The organism is Acinetobacter lwoffii (assembly GCF_024129685.1).
Classification (GTDB): domain Bacteria; phylum Pseudomonadota; class Gammaproteobacteria; order Pseudomonadales; family Moraxellaceae; genus Acinetobacter; species Acinetobacter lwoffii_X.
Genome location: NZ_JAMXXL010000009.1, coordinates 57216 through 76819, shown reverse-complemented (window position 1 = coordinate 76819; position 19604 = coordinate 57216). Strand labels below are relative to the sequence as shown.

Genomic DNA, 19604 nt, shown 5'->3' with positions numbered 1-19604 from the left:
ACGTTCGAAGGAAGGGAAAATGAACATAACAGATGCAGCGTACAACACAGTTCGTGACTACCCAGGTGGTTCAGCCTCATTAGCTCCACGTATGGGAATCAAAAGCCCCGCTGTTCTAAACAGCAAGATCAACCCAAATACTGAAACTCACCATCTAACACTTGCTGAGGCTTCTAAATTGATGGCTTTGACTGGTGACTTTCGTATTTTGCAAGCATTAGCTGCTGAGCATGAAAAGGTTGCAATTAACCTTCCCGAAATCCCTGAATGCCGCGATATGGCGCTTACAGATAAGGTTTTGTGCGTCGGGATGCGTGGCGGGGATGTGATGAGTACGTTTCGCGAGATTATGGCTGACGGCCGCATCACTCCAGGTGAAGTGCGTGATATGTCAAAAGTAATTCACCAAATGCACGTTGTTTTGGCTGAGCTGGATAAACAAGTCCAGGCTTGTATCAATAACCCAGAAACAGAAAAAGCCTGACGGTCGAGGTCAGGCTTTTCGGTGTTTAAATCGTTGGAGATCCAAACAATGAATATGTTAACACAAGGAAATTTTAACATAAACGAAGTAACAATGTCATCACCTGAGATTGTTGATTTCATTAATAAATTTCGCAAAGAAACTGCCACTGTAGAGAAGCCATATAAAGAACTTCGTCATGATGACTTTATGCGGAAAGTCCCAGGTGTTTTAGGGGATAATCACGCTCCGAAATTTATCGGAACGCAAAACTACGGCAACAACAACACGCGACATATCTACAACTTCCCAAAACGCGAAGCCTGCTTGATGGCTATGTCATATAGCTATGAGTTACAGGCTCGAGTTTTTGACCGCATGACTTCGATGGAAGACGCGCTTAAGGCTAAAAATAGTTTTGACATCACCAATCCTGCACATCTACTTCAAGCAATCGAAGTCCAAGCCAAGCTCAACATTGAGTTAAGTGAAAAAGTAGCAGTACTTGCACCTAAGGCTGAAGCATTAGAAGTCATTGCTGATACATCCAATACTTATTGCCTGCGTGAATGTGCCAAAACAATCGGTATTAAAGAATCAGACCTAATCAAGCTATTGATTGACAGAAAGTGGGTTTACCGCGACTCGGATCGCAAGCTTCAACCACATGCCCAGTATGTCATTAATGGCGTATTCACCAACCGTACATCACCAGTAATCACAAATCGCAACGATGGCAAAGAGCGTGTGTTCTTGCACATGCGTGTCACTGCTTTTGGCCTGACTCGTATTACAGGCCTAGTCAATAAGATGCGTAAAGCACAGCAGGTGGCAGCATGAGCATAACTTTAGAAGATGTTCTTGGCTTCATATCTTCATCTAGTGGTTCTGACTTAAATACGATTGCCGATGAAATGAAAGAAAGCGGCTTTGAGTATGAATGTCTTGAATGTGAGACCCATGAATGTGAAGAGCATGAATGTCATCACGATGAAGAAATGGCTGAAGTGAAAAATGAGTTTATTCACTATCTGATTGAACGAAACAATCAATTTGGCTTAGACGACATGCTTGATGAATTAAAGCGTGAAGGTGAGCGAGTCGGCGCTTATTTAAAGGTGGGGTGCAACTAATGCATAAATATTTACACCATATTGGTGACTTCATGCGTGACACAGTTCACCTCTCAACACTTGAGGAGTGTTTCTATCGACGCGCTCTGGATTTTTATTATCTTAATGAAAGTCCATTACCCAAAGAAACCCAGTCGGTTTTCCGTCGGTTACGTGCAACAACCGAAGAAGAGAAACAGGCAGTTTTAAATGTGCTTGGTGACTTCTTTACTGAAGAGGAAGATGGGTTTCACAACAAACGATGTGATGCAGAAATTCAAGCTTATAAGCTTCATGCTGACAAAAATCGTGAAAACGGCAAGAAAGGTGGGCGTCCGCCAAAAAAGAAGCCGGATGAAAACCCACGTAGCGAAGAAAGTGGCGAACCTAAAAACCCAGAAGAAACCCAGCCGGTTAATTTGGGTTCTGAAATTGAAACCCAAAAAAACCTTAACCATAAACCATTAACCGTTAACCAAAAACCATTAACTAATATTGATAGTAGTAATGCGTGCGAAGAAAAAAATTCTTTTCCACCGATTCAGTTTTCTCAATATCAAGTTGAGGATCACAAACGCTATTCGATTCTTGAATGCGTACATGTATATCCAATTCATTACGATTTCATAGAACTTGGAAAGCAGCGTAATCCTGGTCTACCTGAACAAGATCTGATTGCCATGTTTACAAACTTCGGTGATTTCTTCTCAGCTAAGTCGGATAGCAAGAACACCCCAAGCTTATGGCTGGTGAAATGGTTTACCTGGATTCAAAACAACAAGGATGAAGTACGCCGTCTACGTGAAGCTAAGTCTCTTCCTAAAAAACAAAAGTCTTTTTCAAATTCAGCAGGTCGCACCCAGAGCGAAGTAAGCGACTGGATGTCTGAGATCGGCGGTGATGATCAGCCTGCGATGCGTGATGTGCACGAAGTGGAGGGCGGTAAATATGCGTAATGAATTAGCTCAACATGAAAATACTCAGGCCCTCCAGCAATTCAGCGAATCGGATGCACGCAAGCTGGTTGAAGACATGCTTCTCATGTACGGCAAGAAATTTACTGATCAATGGTCAGGTCTCAAGAAAGGTCAGGTTATTGAGAAGTTTGTCGAAAAACTTTCAGGCCTAACTTATGAGCAGTTTCTTCGCGGCTTAAAACGTTTGGATACAGCTGAATGGCCGCCATCAATTCCTGAGTTCAAGAACTGGTGCAAAGGTGTTTATGAATATCAGACTCCAGATGAAGCATGGTTGCAAGCTTTGAACTACGAGAAATCAAACCGTGTTTGTCGCATCAATCGTATTGCCCAGGAGGCATTCTATGCAGTGGTTGGGCCGTATGGCAGCTTAAAGCCTACCGATACTGTGCATAACGTGTATTGCAGTGTTTACAAGAGACTGATCACAGAAGCGAAAGAGCGTGGCGAACCTGATGAAGAACTAAAGGCAGTTAAGCAATTGGCCGAACCAAAGGAGCCTGATGATATTGATCATCAACCCGTGCCGAATGCAGTGGCTCAACAAGCGCTTGAAGAACTTAAAAAACGCATGAATGTGAAAAACCGTCATGTGCCAAAGCCTCAACGTCTCCAGTGCCAGCCGACTGCAATAGCTGATCCTTGGCCAGATCCTTTTGAAAACCCTGAGTCGTACTTGGAAAAATGCGAGATGGATGGGGTGAAGGTGCCTAAGGTTATTCGTGAGCAATTGGGAGGTCACTGATCATGTCAAAAGAATATGACTTTCAAACCATGGATTGGTGCCCATCGATGCATGCCGTAACCCAAGGCGAGAAAATGATTCGTATATTGCGTCAAATGATGGCTAAACGGGGCAAAACAAGCGTTTCTGATGTGATGGTACTAATGGAGGGTAATCGTCGCACTGTACAGCGTTATTTAGGTCAGTTGGAGCATGCTGGATATATCCAGAGAGATGGCGCTACACCTGCAGGCTTCACCGTAACTGAAAAGACTAAGCAGATTTTCACAGTGAAGGTGGCGGCGTGAAGGATCTAAACAAAACATTGATGTTTATTTTCATGGCAATTGGCGCCGTTGTGTTGAGGATGTGGGGTGAATGACCAGCTACTCAATCGCTGAATACAAGAAGATGGTTAAGGCTACCAAGCCGAAAGGGCGCTCCAAACGCCCTAAGGTGAAAGGCGAAAAGGTATCGAATGAGTTTGAAGCGAAGTTGGCCAGAGAACTTAAAGCTCTAAAAATTAACTTTGAGCAGGAGTTTTACTTTCATCCTGAGCGGAAATGGAGAGCAGATTTTCACTTAATTGATAAAAAGATTTTGGTAGAGGTTGAAGGTGGGATCTGGAGTGGAGGAAGGCATACCAGAGGCAAGGGGTATATCGGGGACATGGAAAAATATAACGCCGCAACAATGATGGGTTTTCAAGTAATACGGTTTAGTACAGATCAAGTGAAGTCAGGTCACGCGATCCAGCAAATAGAGAAGATGGTAGGGGATTTAGGATGAATGCGATGGTTGAAAAATTTGAACAGTTTGAATGGTTGATTCGGGGTACTACAGCAAAGTCACCTAACTTTGAGCCTGTGGTACATGGGACTAATGAGAAGCCTCTGGATTATCAAGATCGTCTTGGTGCGGTGGCATCCATGGAAACGCAGCTTGCTAAGTCAGTTACAGCATTGATTGTCTTTGAAGGCAAATCCGAAATGGATTATAGACATGTGCAGTCACACCTTGCACTCATCATGTCTACAAATGCAAAGCTGGAAAAAAGACGAGATCCTGCCAAAGTGACCATTGATGAGATGGCATCAATGATTGCACGGATGGTAATAGACTTTTCTCTTAATCCTGATTTGGAGAATAATTTTACAGCTCAAGGTCGATTGTATTATGCAGGTCTGCGTAGCTGGCAGATGGATGCTGAGTGCTATCGTAAAACATGGAAGCAATATGAAAACCTTATGGTTTTAGCTATTGAGAATGCAATTGATGAGGCAGCAAAAACCATTAAAAGTTATCGAAAAAATACTTATAAAGAATTTGAAGCGTAGGGATTCCATTATTCCGGAAACCGAGGTATAGTTTCACTATACTGGTCGTATTACGGTTCAACCGAGACCAAGTCATTAAAGCTCATCGAAAGGTGGGCTTTTTTGACATTATTTATTCATAAAATTAAGTGATAATGCCTTTTTGTTTTTGAGCTCTAATTGAAATGGCGATTTTAACTGTTAAAAAACTAGAAGATACTCTCGGTAAATTAGTGGCTGAAGGCAAAAAGCCTGAAAAGATTTTATTAGGCTATAAAGCGTATGGCGAGCTAATGAATGATCGTAGCTTTTTTGAGGAAGTGGCTGGCTCGGCAATGGATCCAAACAAACGAAAATATAAAAATATTAAAATTAAGGTCACTCAAGACGAATACCAGTTTAACGTGAAATGTCAAAAATAGGCTTAAGCATCAAGGAAAGCTCGCCAAATGGTGGGCTTTTTTATTGCCCTGAGAAATACTAGTGTAATCATACCAAGTTAAAATGGTTGATTAACCAGGAAGGAATCTTGCTTAGTTCGACAAAGTTAATGACATTATTTCAGCAATGAATATTATAAATTTATGTTTTATAAGTGAAAATAACTGACATTTCTTGCGACATGATTGCTTGATTGTCCAGGAGTAAAATCATGCTTAGATTACTGATGTGCTTATTCGGCCTACATGGTGCAACCGAGATTGATCACACGATTGATGATGAAGAAATCAAGGTGTGTCGTGATTGTTTGAAAGAAGTTGAATAACAATCACTCAAGCAAAGAGCTGTTTCATAAAGCTGTAATATTTAAGCAATATAGTTGCTCTGCAAAAGAAGAAAGACGTTGTGACGCAAGTCAAGCCCGTTTAATTGGAGAGAGTTAAACGGGTTTTTTATTGAAATATATTGCTATTTTCCTTTTGTCGAACGTATTACGACTCAAACCCCGTCATTAATTTGTCGGGGTTTTTCTTTTCTTATTGGTGGTACCCATGACAGATAAAGTACAAGCTAAACAAGACTTAGAATTTTGCAGTGCTGAGCTGTCTAAGTATCAGAATCTCAGTCGGGCCGGATTAACGCGAAATGAGCTGCTGGCAATTGACGGCATCATGATTAAGTTGAAAGAACGCATTAATAACTTGCGTAACGTATTATATTAAAATTGTTTAATTTATATCTTGAATTACTTATATTTAACCCAAAGTATTAATTTCATTAGTACCTTAAGAGAAAAAGATGAGTAGCGAAAATAATCAAGAATTTGTAGTAGGAAGTGTGGTTAAGTCTGTAGCAGGTGGTCCAGATATGTCTGTAAACAAACTTATGACAACAGGCATAAATCATGGGCAATATCGCTGTCAGTGGTTCGCTGGAAAGAAATTGGAATCTGGCTTCTTCTATAAAAGTGAGTTGGTACTGGTTAAAGAGGAGCAGCAAGAGGGGTCTACTCCCAGTTCTTAAATTAAATTTGGGTGATGTGATTCAATGGATGATTGAAAATCTTGAAAAAGATGGGTGCCTTTATCAGGAAGATGTAGTGGACTACTTGGTTAAGAACAACCAAATGGATCTGTTAAAAGAAAATACTGATGGTAATGTGGCGTTGCAACCAAGTGTAAACAACGCATTCAAGAAAAAAACTGAGCATAATGTTGTCTGGGTTAAACCTGATCGCTACTGGCGTTATAGAGTTCCTGAAGATGAGCTTGGTCGAGAGGCGCGAGGGTGAAAAATAAAAGCTGCTATAATGCAGCTTTTATTACTATTAGGATTTAATTTTGAGTAAATATTAAGCAAATTGATAATCTTAAATTTTTAAAAGATTGATTTTTTATAAATTTATATTATCTTACTGAAAAGTTAAAAAGAGTCAGAATTTGTGAGAAAGCCTAGTCAAAAATTAATTCTCAGACAAATTCGTTTGAATATTCGAGACCGAAATTTAAAAAAAAGAGTTAAATCTCCTAGAGTTTGTTTCGACAAGGAAATAATCGTAAAATTTCCAAAAATTATTTCAATCGCAAAGCCTGCTTACAGGGCTAAACTTTTAAAAGCTTTAAAGCATATTCATATTAGAGATATTACAAAAAAACCCATATTTCTTGATTTTCGAAATGTAGAGTTACTGTATCCAGATGGTGCAATTTATCTTGTACATAAATTGGATAAACTTTGTAATAAACTTAATATTAAAGGTCGCTCCTCGTCTTTTACGACGGTTCGTGCCATGTTATCAAAGTTAGGTATCCATAAACTAATGAAGGTTGCTGAATATCGTCCAACCAAATTACTACAAATTGTTGAGCGCTGGCACATAATTGAAGGTGTTAGTGCAGAATTAGGTGATAAGTATGATGAAATTGAGGATCAAATTAATAAAATTGTGAAAGATAAAAAAAGTAAGATGATTCTTCATAATGCAATTTCCGAAGCTATTACAAATGTAATTAATCATGCATATGATCCACTTGATGATTATAAAAAATGGTTATTATTTTTCGCCATAGATCCTGAGAGCGAGAGCTGTTATATAGTTCTATCTGATCTTGGAAAAACTATTCCTGCTACAGTACCTGTTACTTGGAAAGAAAAGATGATGAACTTAAATGATCTTTATTTGTCCAAGAAGGATTCGCAGTTGATTGAATTAGCAACGAAATTGCACAAATCTGCTACAGGTCTAGATTACAGAGGTAAAGGCTTTACTGATATCATGCAGGTCGAGCGTGATATGGATGGATCAAAAGTAATGGTAGTTAGCCGAAATGGTGCATGGTCCTCTGAGGCAGGCCCAAAGGATTATCCTGATACCATTCAAGGTACTACCGTCAGTTGGTCATTACCACTGAATCTTACAAATCGAAGTCTACTGAGAGATGCCTAAAATGGATAAAGTTATTTATGATGTTGGGAACGAATTTCATCATAGACCTATGGGGCGAAAAAAGACGGATGGAGAATTCAGTGGAGAAGTATTTAGAGAAAAAGTCTTATATCCCTTTTTTTCTAACCTAACTAAATCCTCTAATCAAATATTAGTTCTTGATTTTAATAATGTATCAATGGCCGGTTCCTCATTCTTGGAGGAAGCATTTGGTGGACTTGTACGTGCTGGTATTAATAAAGAGTTAATTTTAGCGCATCTTCAAATATTGGTAGATGTTGAGCTTAAAGAATTGATCGAGGACAGAATCTTTCAATATATTAAACGCGCATGACAAATTATCTAACTATTTTTAACCTATTAATATTACTAGTATTTTCTTATTGGTTGTCATTTGATATTAATAAATATGCTGGAATATTTTTCACTGTTATAGGTGCTATATCCAGCCTCTACTTCTTTATTTTTAGACAGCATAAAATGATGCTAATGAAATCTATTAAATCTATTAATGATCTTATTATTAAAAATAATGAGAAATTTATTGATTCTATGTTGCACGACCTTAGCGAACCAAAAGGTAAAGTAGAGTTAGAAAAAGATAGAAAAAAAGTTTCTCTGTATTTGACTTTCATTAAAGTTGAAATTGACAATTTTCCTTGTGGGGGCCCTATAACCTCAGTTTTTAAAAATTCTCAATTCGTCAAAGATATAAAGAAAAACTTAAATAGATATTATTCTGACTACCATGAGGTCATCACTTTTGATACCGTGATTGAAAATCCAAGTATGATTATTGAGTCAAAGAAGAAAGACTTATTAATTGATGGGGCAATCCATTCTAGTAAAAATATATCATCCGAATTAGAAAAGCAGTTAAAAATACATTTTTAGCAGGATTGAAATTATATTTAAATATTTAAGACCACTTTAATAAGTGGTTTTTTTATAGGTGAAATATGGAACTTAATGCCTATAAAATTCTAACCAATAAGCTTCCACCTAAGAAGAAACCTCGTAACAGACCGCTCCCCAGAGCCAATGAAAAATACTTAGAAGCATTCGATCGACTAAAAGAAATTCTTGATCGAATGGAAATTAAGTACGAAGAATACTTTCACTTCAAAAGCACCAAGTATTGGCGTTTTGATCTGCACCTTATCGAATATCGATACCTGATAGAAATTGCTGGTGGTCCTTGGTCTGGTGGACGTAAGGGTAAGCTGGCCACCAAAGCTTGGAGTATAGATCGTTATGACCATGCTGAAGAAATGGGTTATCGCTATCACCGTTTTGAAGTCCCAGATATCTCATCGTCTAATCGGGCTGTACAGTGGCTTAGAAATTTAAAGGCATCTTATGGAACAATTCAGACCATTCCCGCCGACGGAGCTGATTGATCAGGCTGAGGAAGAGGAAGCCATTCGCTTGGCACCTGCGCCAGAGCTTAAAGAATGGGTCATGAATAACTGGCTTACTTTAGGTGGTGAGTTACATAACCCGGATCATGATCATATTGCTGAATTACTCCATGACAATGAAGAGTTCCTTGCATTCGCATGGGCTTCATCTGCCGCCGTAGCGAAAAAACGTATGGTGCTGGGGCAATGTGAAAAGGTCATGTTTAACGTAGGTGGCTGGAAGAAAGCACGCCAGGAACAACAGATGCGAGATTGGTTCGGCTTTGTACCACAATATCTGATTACGGTTGATGCTGCATTCTGTGAGCAAGCCTCAGATCGTGAGTTTTGTCGACTGATTGAACATGAGTTGTATCACATCGGAGTTGAACGTGATGAAGATGGTGAGATCATTTATAGCGACCATACTGGCTTACCTAAGCATTATTTGGCTGGCCATGATGTTGAAGTGTTCTTTGGTGAAACGAAACGATGGGGTGCAGACGAATCTGTAAAACGGCTTCTGGAAATTGCCAAGAATGCGCCGTTTGTATCTGAAACGAATATTGCTGCGTGTTGTGGTAACTGTGTGATTGGTTAATTTTTTTGCCTAGTTACCCTTACGTACTCTTACAAAGGTGAGTTTATGGCAACCCTAAAAGAGCCTGTAAAAATGTTTATAGTTCAGTCTCTTGCCTGCTTTGAAACACCTCAACAAGTAGTAGATGCTGTAAGGGAGAGATATGGGATTGAAATTGATCGTCAGCAGGTAGCCTCTTATGATCCAACCAAAGCCACTTGCAGGGGAATCAGTAAGGCTTTAAAGAAGCTATTTGAGGATACGCGCAGAGACTTCAGAGCAAATATTGAGAATATTGCGATTGCAAATAAAGCGTTTCGGCTTATGGAGCTTCAGAAGATGTATGAGGATTCTGGAAAAAATAAACGGGCAAAACAAAATCTGCTGAAACAGGCATTCCAAGAAACAGATGGCCGTGTGACAAAGCAGGAAATCACTGGTCCAGACGGCGGACCTATTCAGCAAGAAACTAAAAATCTTCCTCAATATACACCTGAACAGCTTGCTGGCATGACGGCGCAAGAGCTTTCGCGTTTAGCAATTAATGGCAAGTTATGACTTATGCAATCGAAGATATAGCGCCACTAATTAAAGAGTGGACGATCAATACACGTCTGCCTGAAATCATTGAAGAGATGAAACGGCGCTATTACTACCGGATGCTGATAGAGCAGAATGAACTAAGTCGAGAGGCTGAAATCTACAAATGTAAGAATGATCCGGCTCATTGGTTTAATCACTGGGTATGGACTTATGATCCACGGGGCATGCCTTTTGGACTGCCGGCGAATATTCCTTTTGTTTTGCGTCCAGGTCAGGTTGAACTCGTTGATTGGCTGATTGAACGTGAAAGTACCCAGACCCATGGCTTAATTGAAAAAAGTCGTGATGAAGGGATGAGCTATGTAGTCCTGGGCTTTTATTTGCATCGGTGGTTATTCGTTGAAGGTTTTGCTGGTGGCGTCGGTAGCCGTAAAGAAGATCTGGTGGATAAGAAAGGCGATCCAAAAACGTTACTGCACAAATTCAGGGATATGTTTTCCAAATTGCCGGACTGGATGAAGCCTAAAGGCTTTGTTGAGAAAGTGCATGACAACTACATGCGAATCATTAACCCGGACAACGGCGCAACCGTCACTGGTGAAGCTGGTGACAACATTGGCCGTGGTGGTCGTACCACAATGTACTTTCTGGATGAATGGGCATTTGTAGAGAGACAAGAAGCTGTAGACGCCGCAATTTCTCAAAACACCAACGTGCATATCAAGGGATCAACTCCAAACGGTATTGGGGACAAGTTTCACCAGGATCGTTTTAGTGGTCGTTACGCCGTTTTTACGATGGCATGGCGTGATAACCCAGATAAGAACTGGCAGGTCGAGTTTAATGGCAAATTAATTTACCCCTGGTATGAAAAACAATTAGCCACTCTTGATGACATTGTTTTAGCTCAAGAGGTTGATATTGATTATGCCGCCTCGGTAGAAGGTGTGTTGATTCCATCAGCATGGGTACAAGCTGCCGTTGATGCTCATCTTGAATTAGATATTCAGCCTTCAGGCGAACGTATGGGCGCGCTTGATGTGGCAGATGAGGGTAAGGATAAAAACTCTTTTGCTGCACGTCATGGCATCGTACTGCAGTATTTGGATACCTGGTCTGGTGTTGGTGATGACATTTTTGGCACGACTCAGAAAGCTATTGATGCTTGTCTTGATCTACGTTTGAACTCGTTTTATTACGATGCCGATGGTCTTGGTGCTGGTGTACGTGGTGATGCCCGAGTCATTAATGAGCAGAATAGATCCAAAGGTATTCCGGAGATCGAAGCAAATCCATTCCGAGGCTCAGGTGCGGTGCACAACCCGGAGCAGGAAATGGTTGAGGCGCGTAAAAATGTAGACTTCTTTGCCAATCTTAAAGCTCAGATGTGGTGGTCACTGCGCATAAGATTTCAGAATACTTATCGAGCCTTACAAGGTATGCAATATGACCCAGACAATCTTATTTCGCTCTCTACCAAAGATATAAACAAGCAGGAGCTTGAACAGCTCAAGCGAGAGCTTTCACAGCCTACTTATACTAAGAATGGTGCAGGCAAAATCCTAGTCAATAAGCAACCAGACGGGGCTTTATCTCCAAACCGAGCAGACGGCGTCATGATTTGCTTTGGTGATATCCGTGAGCGAAAACGGAAAAAACCTGCAGGTGCAGGTACTCGAACCTATTGATAAGGAAAAAACATGGCAAAGTCTAAAAAGGACAAAGCGTCAAAGAAGGCTTTGTCTTACGGCAATTTATACACTCAAGAAGCAGTCACTCAGTTTCTGGTGAACTTTGGCAAGCAACCAGATACCGATGAAGTGCTGCGCAAAGCTGGAATTACACGCCACAGATTGCGTGTACTGCTTGATGATGACGAGATTGCACAAGTAGTTGAAACACGGATTGATGCACTTTTAGCAACGCCATTGCGAATTGAACCAAATGATACGGATGAAGCGGAAAAGCTGAATCTCATCCTGAAAGAATGGTTCCATGAAATTGCGACTGCTGCCATGAGTGCACTGTTCTTCGGGTACTCGGTTCAGGAAGCTGTATATGAGCTAAAGTCGGAAGGTTATATTGGTTTGCAATGGATTGGTGAAAAACCGATGCAATGGTTTGAGCCTAAGAATGATGGTCGGCTAATCTATCGTCAGGATGGAAACAATGCAGAGCATGAGGTAGATCAAGCATTCAAATTCTTCTTAACACGCCGTAAAGCCACATACGAACAGCCATATGGTAAAGCGCTATTAGCCACGCTGTATTGGTTATTCTTCTTTAAGCAGAATGGCTTCAAATTCTGGGCGAAATTCCTCGAACGTTTTGGAACACCAATCTTACTGGGTAAGTGCAAAGATACTGAAACTGATGATATGAGCAAAGCCTTGTTAACTGCTCATGCTCAAAGCGTATTGTCGATTGATGCAGATGATGATGTTCAGATTCTTTCCGCACCAGGAACAAACGGTTCAGCAGGGGCAGCGTTTGAGGCATTTAATAATCAGCTGATTCGTCAGATCCAGAAAGTTGTACTAGGGCAGACACTTACCAGCGGGACTGATGGGAAGGGAAGCTACAGTCTTGGTCAAGTGCATGAAAATGTACGAATGGATAAGCTTAAATCTGATATTAGGCTTGTCACACCAACTTTACAGGCTGTGGTCAATGCTCTATGCGCTTTAAACGGTTGGGGTGATTATGAAGTAATGCTTGGTGAAAAGCCAAAACCGCTGAATAAGGATCAGGCTGAGCGTGATGTTCATTTAAAGAATGCTGGGGCCAACCTTTCTAAAGATTATTTTATTCGTGAGTACGGACTGCAGGATGGGGATCTGGTTGAGCAAACACAAACAGGTTTCAATCAATTCACCGCATTACCTCGTCAGGCATTCAGCTTTAAGGCATCAGCAAGCAAACTTTCACCTGAACAGCAGGAAGTTGAAGAACTGACTGATGGTCAGGATGAATTGCAGCTATTAAAAACGGATCAGGTCAAGGAATTGGTATTCAAGTCTGATAGCCCTGAAACTCTGGCTTATAACTTGATGCAGTTAATACCTGGTGCAACTCAGACGCAGTTCACGGCCAATCTGGACCAAGCTTTGTATGCTGCGGATGTGCTGGGGTATGTGACGGCGCAAAATGGGAAGTAAGTTATGCAACCAGTCACATTCCTTGAGGCACTTCGGTTTGCTCACAGTAAAAAAATCGTGCTGCCTGATGAGTTTTATTCAATGGATCTAAAGACCCGGCAGATGGCAACTACGGTTAGTTTTCTATCGAGTCTTGAGCAAATTGAGACTGTCATCAAGGCAGTGAATAAATCCATTGCCGACGGCGGTACCTTTAAAGATTTCCAGAAGCTCATTGAAGAATCTGAAATCATTCTGCCAAAGCACTATCTGGATAATGTATTTCGTACCAATATCCAAAATGCTTATGGACATGGACGATGGCAACAGCAGCAACGGAATAAAGCTAAACGACCTTACTTGATGTATTCGGCTATCAATGATAGTCGGGTGCGTCCTGCTCATTTAGCTTTGAATCGTATCGTACTGCCGATTGATCATTCATTCTGGCTGACACACTATCCGCCCTTGGGCTTTCGTTGCCGGTGCACCGTGATTGCCTTAACTGAGAAGCAGGCATTGAAATACGGCATTACGCCAGATGATCAGTTGCCAGAAATAGCTGAAGCCTTAGATTGGAGTTCTCATCCATTGCAGTTTGGTGAACTTGAATCGTTGGTAGATAAAAAGATCAGTGCTTCATCCTTAGATAAAGAATATCTCCTCGAGCAGAAAGAGGTCATTAAGGCTGAATGGACGGCGAGTAAAAAGCTCACCAGTCTGTTTGCTCCGATGGATGCTAAAACCCGGGATCTATTCGACACGGTGGCTAATACGGTGATCCCACTAAATCCAAGTATTCGGCCAAGTGCGATTCGCACTTTCTTGGACTATGTACAGGGCAATGATGCCGCACTGACCAGCTACTTAAACTCTGCTACAAGCTCTCTGGCTGATGATGTGCTTAAACGCTGGCTTAGTACCGATATGGCAGCTATTCAGACTGTGGCAAGCAATACGGCTTCAACTGTGGTGGGTGCTGCGACACTTCAGCAGGTAGCTGCGTATCAGGTAGGGCAGACAATCCAGTTTAATGCGCCGTTGTTAATGGCTGATACAGCTTCAGATATCGTAATCAAGATTGAGAATGCAAAAGGTTTAGGTATTGATCTGGATATGTTGAATGCTGGCAACGGCGTTCTCATGCCAATGGGATTGTCTTTTGAGGTGGTTTCGATTGAGGTGGTTGAAGGGCAGATGGTTTATACACTAAAGCCTTTGTTGAATTAGTTTTTAAAATGAATATGACCGCCTTCTGGGCGGTTTTTTATGGAGCATGAAAAATGCCAGATCCAAATGAAGAGCGGCTGAAGTATTTATTTAATGCCTCTGCGATTGAGGTACCCAAAGCCGAGGAAGGGCAGAAACGGAAATTTAAAGGCACTGCTTATGCCGGTGGTCGTGTAGATGGTCACTGGTATTGGGGGCGCTCCGGTGTGGTCTTTGATCTTGATGGAATTGAGATTGATAAGCCGACAGCCTTACTTGAAGAACACTTCGGCTCAAGTCGAATTGGTGTCGTTCAAACCGTGGATACAAATGGAAAGATTGATGTATCTGGTGATTTCCTTACAAACGCCAAAGCACAGGAAATTGTCCAGGACTCTGATGACGGTTTTCCATTCCAAATGTCGATGATGATTGATCCGGGATCTATTGAGGAAGTTTCGCAAGGCAAAACGGTCACTGTAAATGGTCAGTCGTTTGAAGGCCCAATCACCATCTTCCGTCAAAACCGTATTCGTGAATTTACGATCTGCTCGACTGGTGCTGATCGCAACACATCAATTAAAGCCTTCTCGGGCAAAGCCAATCCAAACCCAACCAAAGAGGACACCAACGTGACCGAATTAGAAAAAGCACAACAGGCCAAAGAGCAGGCAGAGCGTGAGCGTGATGATGCCCTAGCTGAACTTAAGCAATTCAAAGCACAAAAGCGTGCTGATGAAATTGCAGCTTTAGAAACTGAGCTGAAAACACAGTTTAGTGCTGAAGATAAAACAGCTTATACCAATATGGACGATTCAGTTTTTGCCTTCACGGCTAAGCAACTTCGTCAGTTCTCGGCAGGTAGCCAACAGCCGCCAGCTACACCACAGGCACAACAAACACCAAGTGTGAATCCAGCATTTGCTCACCTGTTTAGCCACCAAGCTAATCCGGGGCAAGGTGGCCAGTCGAATAATACCGACACTCACAAATTCACTTCTGGTGCACAAGCATTTGCAGAACAAAAGGGGAAATAATTCATGGCTATTCACTATGTACCGCCTATTTCAGTCACATCAAAACGGCTGATCCTGGACAATGAAAAATTACGTCGTGCCAATGCCAAGGTGCCAACCGCTACAGCATTTAAATATGGCGATCTTTTAACACTGTCAGATACCAATGTACTGGCGCATGCCACTGATGAAAAAACATGGGATGTAATTTGTGGTCAGGATGTGTCGGCTGCAGAAGCCACAATCAAGGCCGCTGATGGGATCGAAATTCCAGTGTATTACGGCGGAGTGTTCAGTATTGAAGCTGTATCTGTAAATGGAACCTTGCTGACTCCTGCTCAATACGATGCAGCGCGTGCACAGGCAACTAAAAACAAAATCGAACTTTCTAAGGTGTAATTAACATGCCACAGTCTTTTAATCTTGAGGGCACTCCGCTCGAACTTCTTGATGTGGGTGAACTCGCACTGATTCACTCGAATTACCGTCCGATGGATACCTGGCTTTTAGACAAGCTTTTCCCAAATCGCCCGTTATTCACCCGTGACGATGTGCCACTGGCTGAATTGTCAGCTGAACATGATTTAGCACCACTAGTATCACCGCAACAACCTGGTAAGCCATTTGATACTACCCAATCTGGTGAAGTACGCCATGTGAAGCCGGCTTACTACAAACCAAAGAATCAAGTCACTCCGGCCGAAACTTTTGAAATCGCATTGCTGGAGCGTTTGCGCACCGCAGGCATTATCTCTACCGGTAACCAGCGACTGTCGGAACAGGAGCAAATGATTATTGCTCAAATCTCGGTAATGAAGCGCAACCATGATGCAATTGATAACTCAGTCCTGATGATGGCAATTGATTTACTGAAAAATGGTAAATACGCGCTTCACTCAGATGATTATGAATACAACCTGGTGGATTATCGTCGTGATGCTTCTTTGACATTTACGCCGTTAACTAAGTGGAATGAAGCGGGTGCCAAGCCAGTAACGGATATCCGCACCATGCTTGAACGTCAATTGGCGGCGGATGGTGGTGAAGCTAAGCTGTCTGTTATGTCTGGCTTGGTTTGGGCAGCTCTCTGGAATAATGAAGAGTTCAAAAAAGAATTCATCACGCCGTATGCGGGCATTTCTGTTCCAGTGAATCCAAGCTTTGGTGTCAAAGAGTCAGCGACCTTCAAAGGCACTTTTGATGGAATCGAATTCTGGGTATATGACGCAACCTACCGCAACAAGGGCAAGGTGAATCGTTTTATTCCTAAGGATTACTTCTCACTGATCTCCGATACCAATGGTTCGGTAGCTCACTGCAAGATCAAAAATATGTTGGCCAACGGCGTTGCTCAACAGTACTTTGATCGTCAGTGGTATTGTGAAGATCCAAGCGGCATTATGCTGATGACTGAATCTGCTCCACTGGTTGTGCCGTCTAATAAGAACGGTGTCGTTGGTGGTACTGGCTTTATCACCCTATAAGGAGCAAGACATGCCGAAGTACACAGCAAAACAATCCATCGGGCATTTTATGCCAGGTGATGAAATCAAAGGGCTTGAAGCTAAACAACTTCAGGCCCTTTTAGCATCTGGGGCTATTGAAGAATATCAAGAGCCTGAAGAACCTAAGGCGGATGGTACCGCTGCACGCTTGGCTGAACTTGAAAAGGCTAATGCTGAGTTAACAGCAGCAAATAAAACCCTAACCGAAGCGAATCAGACAGCAGTTGCTGACAAGGCTAAGGCTGATCAAGAAGTTGCTGAGCTAAAGGCGAAAGTGGCTGAACTTGAAAAGACAAAGTCTGCTGCAAAACCTAAAGCAGACCCAAAGCCGGCTGACGATGCCAAGTAGGTGATTTATGTATGCGACTGAAGCAGATTTGGTCGCACGATTTGGGGCTTCAATTGAGAACCTGAAATTGATGTATGAAGATGCAGCAAAAGGTTCTCAAGCAATTAATGATGCAATCCAGGATGCAATGGAGGAGATTAACGGTCACATCGGTGGTCGTTATCCTCTGCCGCTTCCCAATGTGCCGAGTAATTTGAAGCGCATGGCGTGTGACATTGCGCGCTATCGCCTTTACTTCCAGCAGCCAACAGAAGAAGTTCGACAGCGCTATGAGGATGCGATTGCATTCTTAAAGCGTGTGGCTGATAACAAAGCACATTTGCAGATTCAATTACCTGAAACAAACCAGATCGTGGATGACCAACCTAAAGGCCGACCTTCAACAGCGCCAGTCGGTACTTCATATACCGGTGGTGTATTTGGAGATTCTATCCTGGACCAGATGCCCAGCTTGAAGTGAGGTGCTTATGGCTTTTGCAATAACCATTCAGGCAGATAGTTCACCTATTGAAGCAGTGCTTAAGCAATTGGGTAGCTTTGACTCATTAAAGGCTCAGTTATTTGATGAGATTGGTGCTGGGTTGGTGAATAGTATTCAGCATCGGTTTTTAACCGGCACTGGTGTGGATGGTAACCCGTGGAAGATTTCATGGCGTGCACGCATGCAAGGTGGCGAAACGCTACGTGATACTGGCCGCCTAATGAATTCCTACACACACAATGTTCTTTCAAGCGGTGTGGAGGTGGGTACAGATGTTGCGTATGCACCCCATCTGCATTATGGCGCAACAATCCTACCCAAGAATGGCCAATACATAACTTTTGCAGTGGGTGGCCAATATCGGAAAGTTAAGCAATCCATTATTCCACCTCGGACTCAACTCGGTCTTGATGCGGAAGATGAAGTCATGGTTTTGGATATTGTTGGGAGTTTTATAGATGAGCACCTTCTTCGCGGTACGTGATGAGATTGCAGAAAAGCTGAAAGAAATTCCTGAATTTCTAAAGATCTATACGCCGTTGAATTCAGTCAGCGTAACAGAGATGTCACAAGTCACGCCATCTGCACATGTCAATTTTGTTCGTATCGACAAGAAAGCCAGTGCAGGTCGTGGAAGTATCAACCAGATCGGTCAGCAATGGGCGGTTACGGTGGCATGTCGCAATGCTCAATCTCAAATGACCGATGGACGTGCTGTAAGTGATGAAGCGGGGTTTTTGACTGAGAAGGTGATTCAACTGCTTTCCGGTTGGCAGCCTCAAGCATCACGCACAACACTGGATTTCATATCGGTTCGGGATGGTTATAGTCCGGGCTTTGCATACATCACTATTATTTTTGAATCACAGAAATTTATTTAGGAGCCAGTCATGGCAAAACAATACAAGGCAACTCAGCCTGTCGGTCGCTTTCAAAAGGGCGATGTGGTAGGTGGGCTAGATGATGCACAAATCCAAGATTTATTGCAGCGTGGAGTGATTGAGGAAGTCAAGCAATCACAAAAAGCTACAGTAACAACTAAAACAGAAAAAGAGGTGAAAGCAGATGTCAAAGCCTGATTTAATTTCATTACAGGGTGAATGGTTTGCAGCAAAATATGTTGAAGGTGTGGTAGGTGCATTGTACCCGATGGGCAATACGACTGACGCTGCTATTGCAATTACTACTGAAAGTACAGACCATTACACATCGAAAGATGGTACACGTGCAAAAGATATGGTTCTGCGCAAAGCAACCGGCGTGACTGGATCCATGACTGCTGAAGAGGTAACTAAGCAGAATAAAAATATTGTGTTCAGTGGTAATACAAATACAGTTGCTGAGTCCACTATTACTGATACCACACTTGGCACTGTAACCGTGGGGCAAATGATTAATCTTGGAAAGCGCAACCTGAGCAGCGTTGTGTTCAAATCTGGTGAAGATACAGTCGGAGCATCAACGTATGTGCTCGATCCGGTATTTGGAACTGTGATTTTTAATCAGGCACCAGCAGGACCAGTTGTTTGGTCTGGAACGTCTGGACCTGTTGAACGTACTTCAATTGCAAGCAACCTCGGTAATGAGTATGCCTTGTTATTTAAGGGCATTGACACAGTAACCGGGGATAAGCTAGCTGTTGAATTATGGCGTGTTCAATTTTCACCAGAAACTGAATTTGCGCTGATTAATGAGGATTTTGCTAGCTTTGACCTTGAATTTGAATGTCTTGCTGATTCAACCAAAGCGCAAGATGCGCAGTTAGGCCCATTTGGTGTGGTTGAGCGTTTTAAAATCGCAGCATAACCCCACACAGGCACAAAGAAATCCACGGCGCATTAGCGTCTTTTTTTGTGCCTGTACTTTTTATCAATGTTATAATTTAGACAGAATTATAAGCATTGG

Annotated in this window: 30 protein-coding genes; all 30 read left to right on the top strand. The window is 42.1% G+C overall.

Translation table 11 applies throughout. The features are described from left to right. Positions 1-19: 19 nt before the first annotated feature. Positions 20-484, top strand: coding sequence for a phage regulatory CII family protein (locus NI464_RS06415; RefSeq protein ID WP_004646421.1), 465 nt, complete (start codon positions 20-22; stop codon positions 482-484). A 48-nt stretch (positions 485-532) separates the two neighbouring features. Then, positions 533-1303, top strand: a complete 771-nt coding sequence (locus tag NI464_RS06410) for a phage antirepressor KilAC domain-containing protein (protein ID WP_004893826.1) — start codon at positions 533-535, stop codon at positions 1301-1303. Continuing rightward, a complete protein-coding gene (locus NI464_RS06405; protein ID WP_004646424.1) occupies positions 1300-1596 on the top strand; it encodes a hypothetical protein in 297 nt (98 codons plus the stop codon). The genes NI464_RS06410 and NI464_RS06405 overlap by 4 nt, the downstream gene beginning before the upstream one ends. Further along, a complete protein-coding gene (locus NI464_RS06400) occupies positions 1596-2531 on the top strand; it encodes a YdaU family protein (protein WP_180075160.1) in 936 nt (311 codons plus the stop codon). Before NI464_RS06405 ends, NI464_RS06400 begins: the two co-directional genes overlap by 1 nt. Further along, a complete protein-coding gene (locus NI464_RS06395; protein WP_180075159.1) occupies positions 2524-3297 on the top strand; it encodes a hypothetical protein in 774 nt (257 codons plus the stop codon). Before NI464_RS06400 ends, NI464_RS06395 begins: the two co-directional genes overlap by 8 nt. Before the next feature lie 2 nt (positions 3298-3299). Next, positions 3300-3584, top strand: coding sequence for an IclR family transcriptional regulator (locus NI464_RS06390; RefSeq protein ID WP_174894564.1), 285 nt, complete (start codon positions 3300-3302; stop codon positions 3582-3584). Between the two features lie 70 nt (positions 3585-3654). Next, entirely contained in the window at positions 3655-4065 is a 411-nt protein-coding gene (locus NI464_RS06385; protein ID WP_253137992.1) for a DUF559 domain-containing protein, read from the top strand. After that, a complete protein-coding gene (locus NI464_RS06380; RefSeq protein WP_121980183.1) occupies positions 4062-4613 on the top strand; it encodes a hypothetical protein in 552 nt (183 codons plus the stop codon). The genes NI464_RS06385 and NI464_RS06380 overlap by 4 nt, the downstream gene beginning before the upstream one ends. Before the next feature lie 164 nt (positions 4614-4777). Further along, entirely contained in the window at positions 4778-5014 is a 237-nt protein-coding gene (locus tag NI464_RS06375) for a hypothetical protein (protein WP_005262234.1), read from the top strand. Between the two features lie 570 nt (positions 5015-5584). Beyond that, the gene (locus NI464_RS06370; RefSeq protein WP_253137991.1) at positions 5585-5755 is read left to right on the top strand and encodes a hypothetical protein; all 171 of its coding nucleotides are present in this window, start codon (positions 5585-5587) and stop codon (positions 5753-5755) included. Positions 5756-5831: 76 nt separating this feature from the next. Next, positions 5832-6056, top strand: coding sequence for a DUF2158 domain-containing protein (locus tag NI464_RS15905; protein ID WP_338149652.1), 225 nt, complete (start codon positions 5832-5834; stop codon positions 6054-6056). Beyond that, positions 5947-6324 carry a DUF6953 family protein gene (locus NI464_RS15940; protein WP_420914105.1) on the top strand — a complete coding sequence of 126 codons (378 nt, stop codon included), beginning with the start codon at positions 5947-5949 and terminating at the stop codon, positions 6322-6324. The genes NI464_RS15905 and NI464_RS15940 overlap by 110 nt, the downstream gene beginning before the upstream one ends. A gap of 150 nt (positions 6325-6474) precedes the next feature. After that, entirely contained in the window at positions 6475-7479 is a 1005-nt protein-coding gene (locus NI464_RS06360) for a hypothetical protein (protein WP_253137990.1), read from the top strand. A 1-nt stretch (position 7480) separates the two neighbouring features. Next, positions 7481-7813, top strand: coding sequence for an STAS-like domain-containing protein (locus NI464_RS06355; RefSeq protein ID WP_253137989.1), 333 nt, complete (start codon positions 7481-7483; stop codon positions 7811-7813). 155 nt (positions 7814-7968) lie between these two features. Then, positions 7969-8373, top strand: a complete 405-nt coding sequence (locus NI464_RS06350; RefSeq protein ID WP_253137988.1) for a hypothetical protein — start codon at positions 7969-7971, stop codon at positions 8371-8373. A 65-nt stretch (positions 8374-8438) separates the two neighbouring features. Then, positions 8439-8879 carry a hypothetical protein gene (locus NI464_RS06345; protein ID WP_253137987.1) on the top strand — a complete coding sequence of 147 codons (441 nt, stop codon included), beginning with the start codon at positions 8439-8441 and terminating at the stop codon, positions 8877-8879. Further along, the gene (locus NI464_RS06340) at positions 8839-9480 is read left to right on the top strand and encodes a putative metallopeptidase (RefSeq protein WP_253137986.1); all 642 of its coding nucleotides are present in this window, start codon (positions 8839-8841) and stop codon (positions 9478-9480) included. Before NI464_RS06345 ends, NI464_RS06340 begins: the two co-directional genes overlap by 41 nt. Positions 9481-9525: 45 nt before the next feature. After that, positions 9526-10017, top strand: a complete 492-nt coding sequence (locus NI464_RS06335; RefSeq protein WP_180072613.1) for a DUF2280 domain-containing protein — start codon at positions 9526-9528, stop codon at positions 10015-10017. Further along, positions 10014-11690: a terminase large subunit gene (locus tag NI464_RS06330; RefSeq protein ID WP_253137985.1), complete on the top strand. Its 1677-nt coding sequence runs from the start codon at positions 10014-10016 to the stop codon at positions 11688-11690. The genes NI464_RS06335 and NI464_RS06330 overlap by 4 nt, the downstream gene beginning before the upstream one ends. 12 nt (positions 11691-11702) lie before the next feature. Continuing rightward, a complete protein-coding gene (locus NI464_RS06325) occupies positions 11703-13160 on the top strand; it encodes a phage portal protein family protein (RefSeq protein ID WP_253137984.1) in 1458 nt (485 codons plus the stop codon). A gap of 3 nt (positions 13161-13163) precedes the next feature. Then, positions 13164-14369: a phage head morphogenesis protein gene (locus NI464_RS06320; RefSeq protein WP_253137983.1), complete on the top strand. Its 1206-nt coding sequence runs from the start codon at positions 13164-13166 to the stop codon at positions 14367-14369. Between the two features lie 53 nt (positions 14370-14422). Next, positions 14423-15385 (top strand): hypothetical protein, encoded by a 963-nt coding sequence (locus NI464_RS06315; RefSeq protein WP_253137982.1) that lies wholly within the window; start codon positions 14423-14425, stop codon positions 15383-15385. A gap of 3 nt (positions 15386-15388) precedes the next feature. Then, entirely contained in the window at positions 15389-15763 is a 375-nt protein-coding gene (locus NI464_RS06310) for a hypothetical protein (protein ID WP_174894553.1), read from the top strand. A 5-nt stretch (positions 15764-15768) separates the two neighbouring features. Beyond that, entirely contained in the window at positions 15769-16848 is a 1080-nt protein-coding gene (locus tag NI464_RS06305; protein ID WP_253137981.1) for a major capsid protein, read from the top strand. Between the two features lie 10 nt (positions 16849-16858). Then, positions 16859-17218 carry a hypothetical protein gene (locus NI464_RS06300; RefSeq protein ID WP_253137980.1) on the top strand — a complete coding sequence of 120 codons (360 nt, stop codon included), beginning with the start codon at positions 16859-16861 and terminating at the stop codon, positions 17216-17218. A gap of 7 nt (positions 17219-17225) precedes the next feature. Then, the gene (locus NI464_RS06295; protein WP_253137979.1) at positions 17226-17678 is read left to right on the top strand and encodes a gp436 family protein; all 453 of its coding nucleotides are present in this window, start codon (positions 17226-17228) and stop codon (positions 17676-17678) included. A gap of 7 nt (positions 17679-17685) precedes the next feature. Beyond that, positions 17686-18183, top strand: a complete 498-nt coding sequence (locus NI464_RS06290; RefSeq protein ID WP_005171372.1) for a phage virion morphogenesis protein — start codon at positions 17686-17688, stop codon at positions 18181-18183. After that, positions 18158-18580, top strand: coding sequence for a phage tail terminator protein (locus NI464_RS06285; RefSeq protein ID WP_253137978.1), 423 nt, complete (start codon positions 18158-18160; stop codon positions 18578-18580). Before NI464_RS06290 ends, NI464_RS06285 begins: the two co-directional genes overlap by 26 nt. Positions 18581-18589: 9 nt before the next feature. Continuing rightward, positions 18590-18778, top strand: a complete 189-nt coding sequence (locus NI464_RS06280; RefSeq protein ID WP_247144014.1) for a hypothetical protein — start codon at positions 18590-18592, stop codon at positions 18776-18778. Then, positions 18765-19505, top strand: coding sequence for a phage tail tube protein (locus tag NI464_RS06275; protein ID WP_253137977.1), 741 nt, complete (start codon positions 18765-18767; stop codon positions 19503-19505). Before NI464_RS06280 ends, NI464_RS06275 begins: the two co-directional genes overlap by 14 nt. Positions 19506-19604 lie beyond the last annotated feature (99 nt).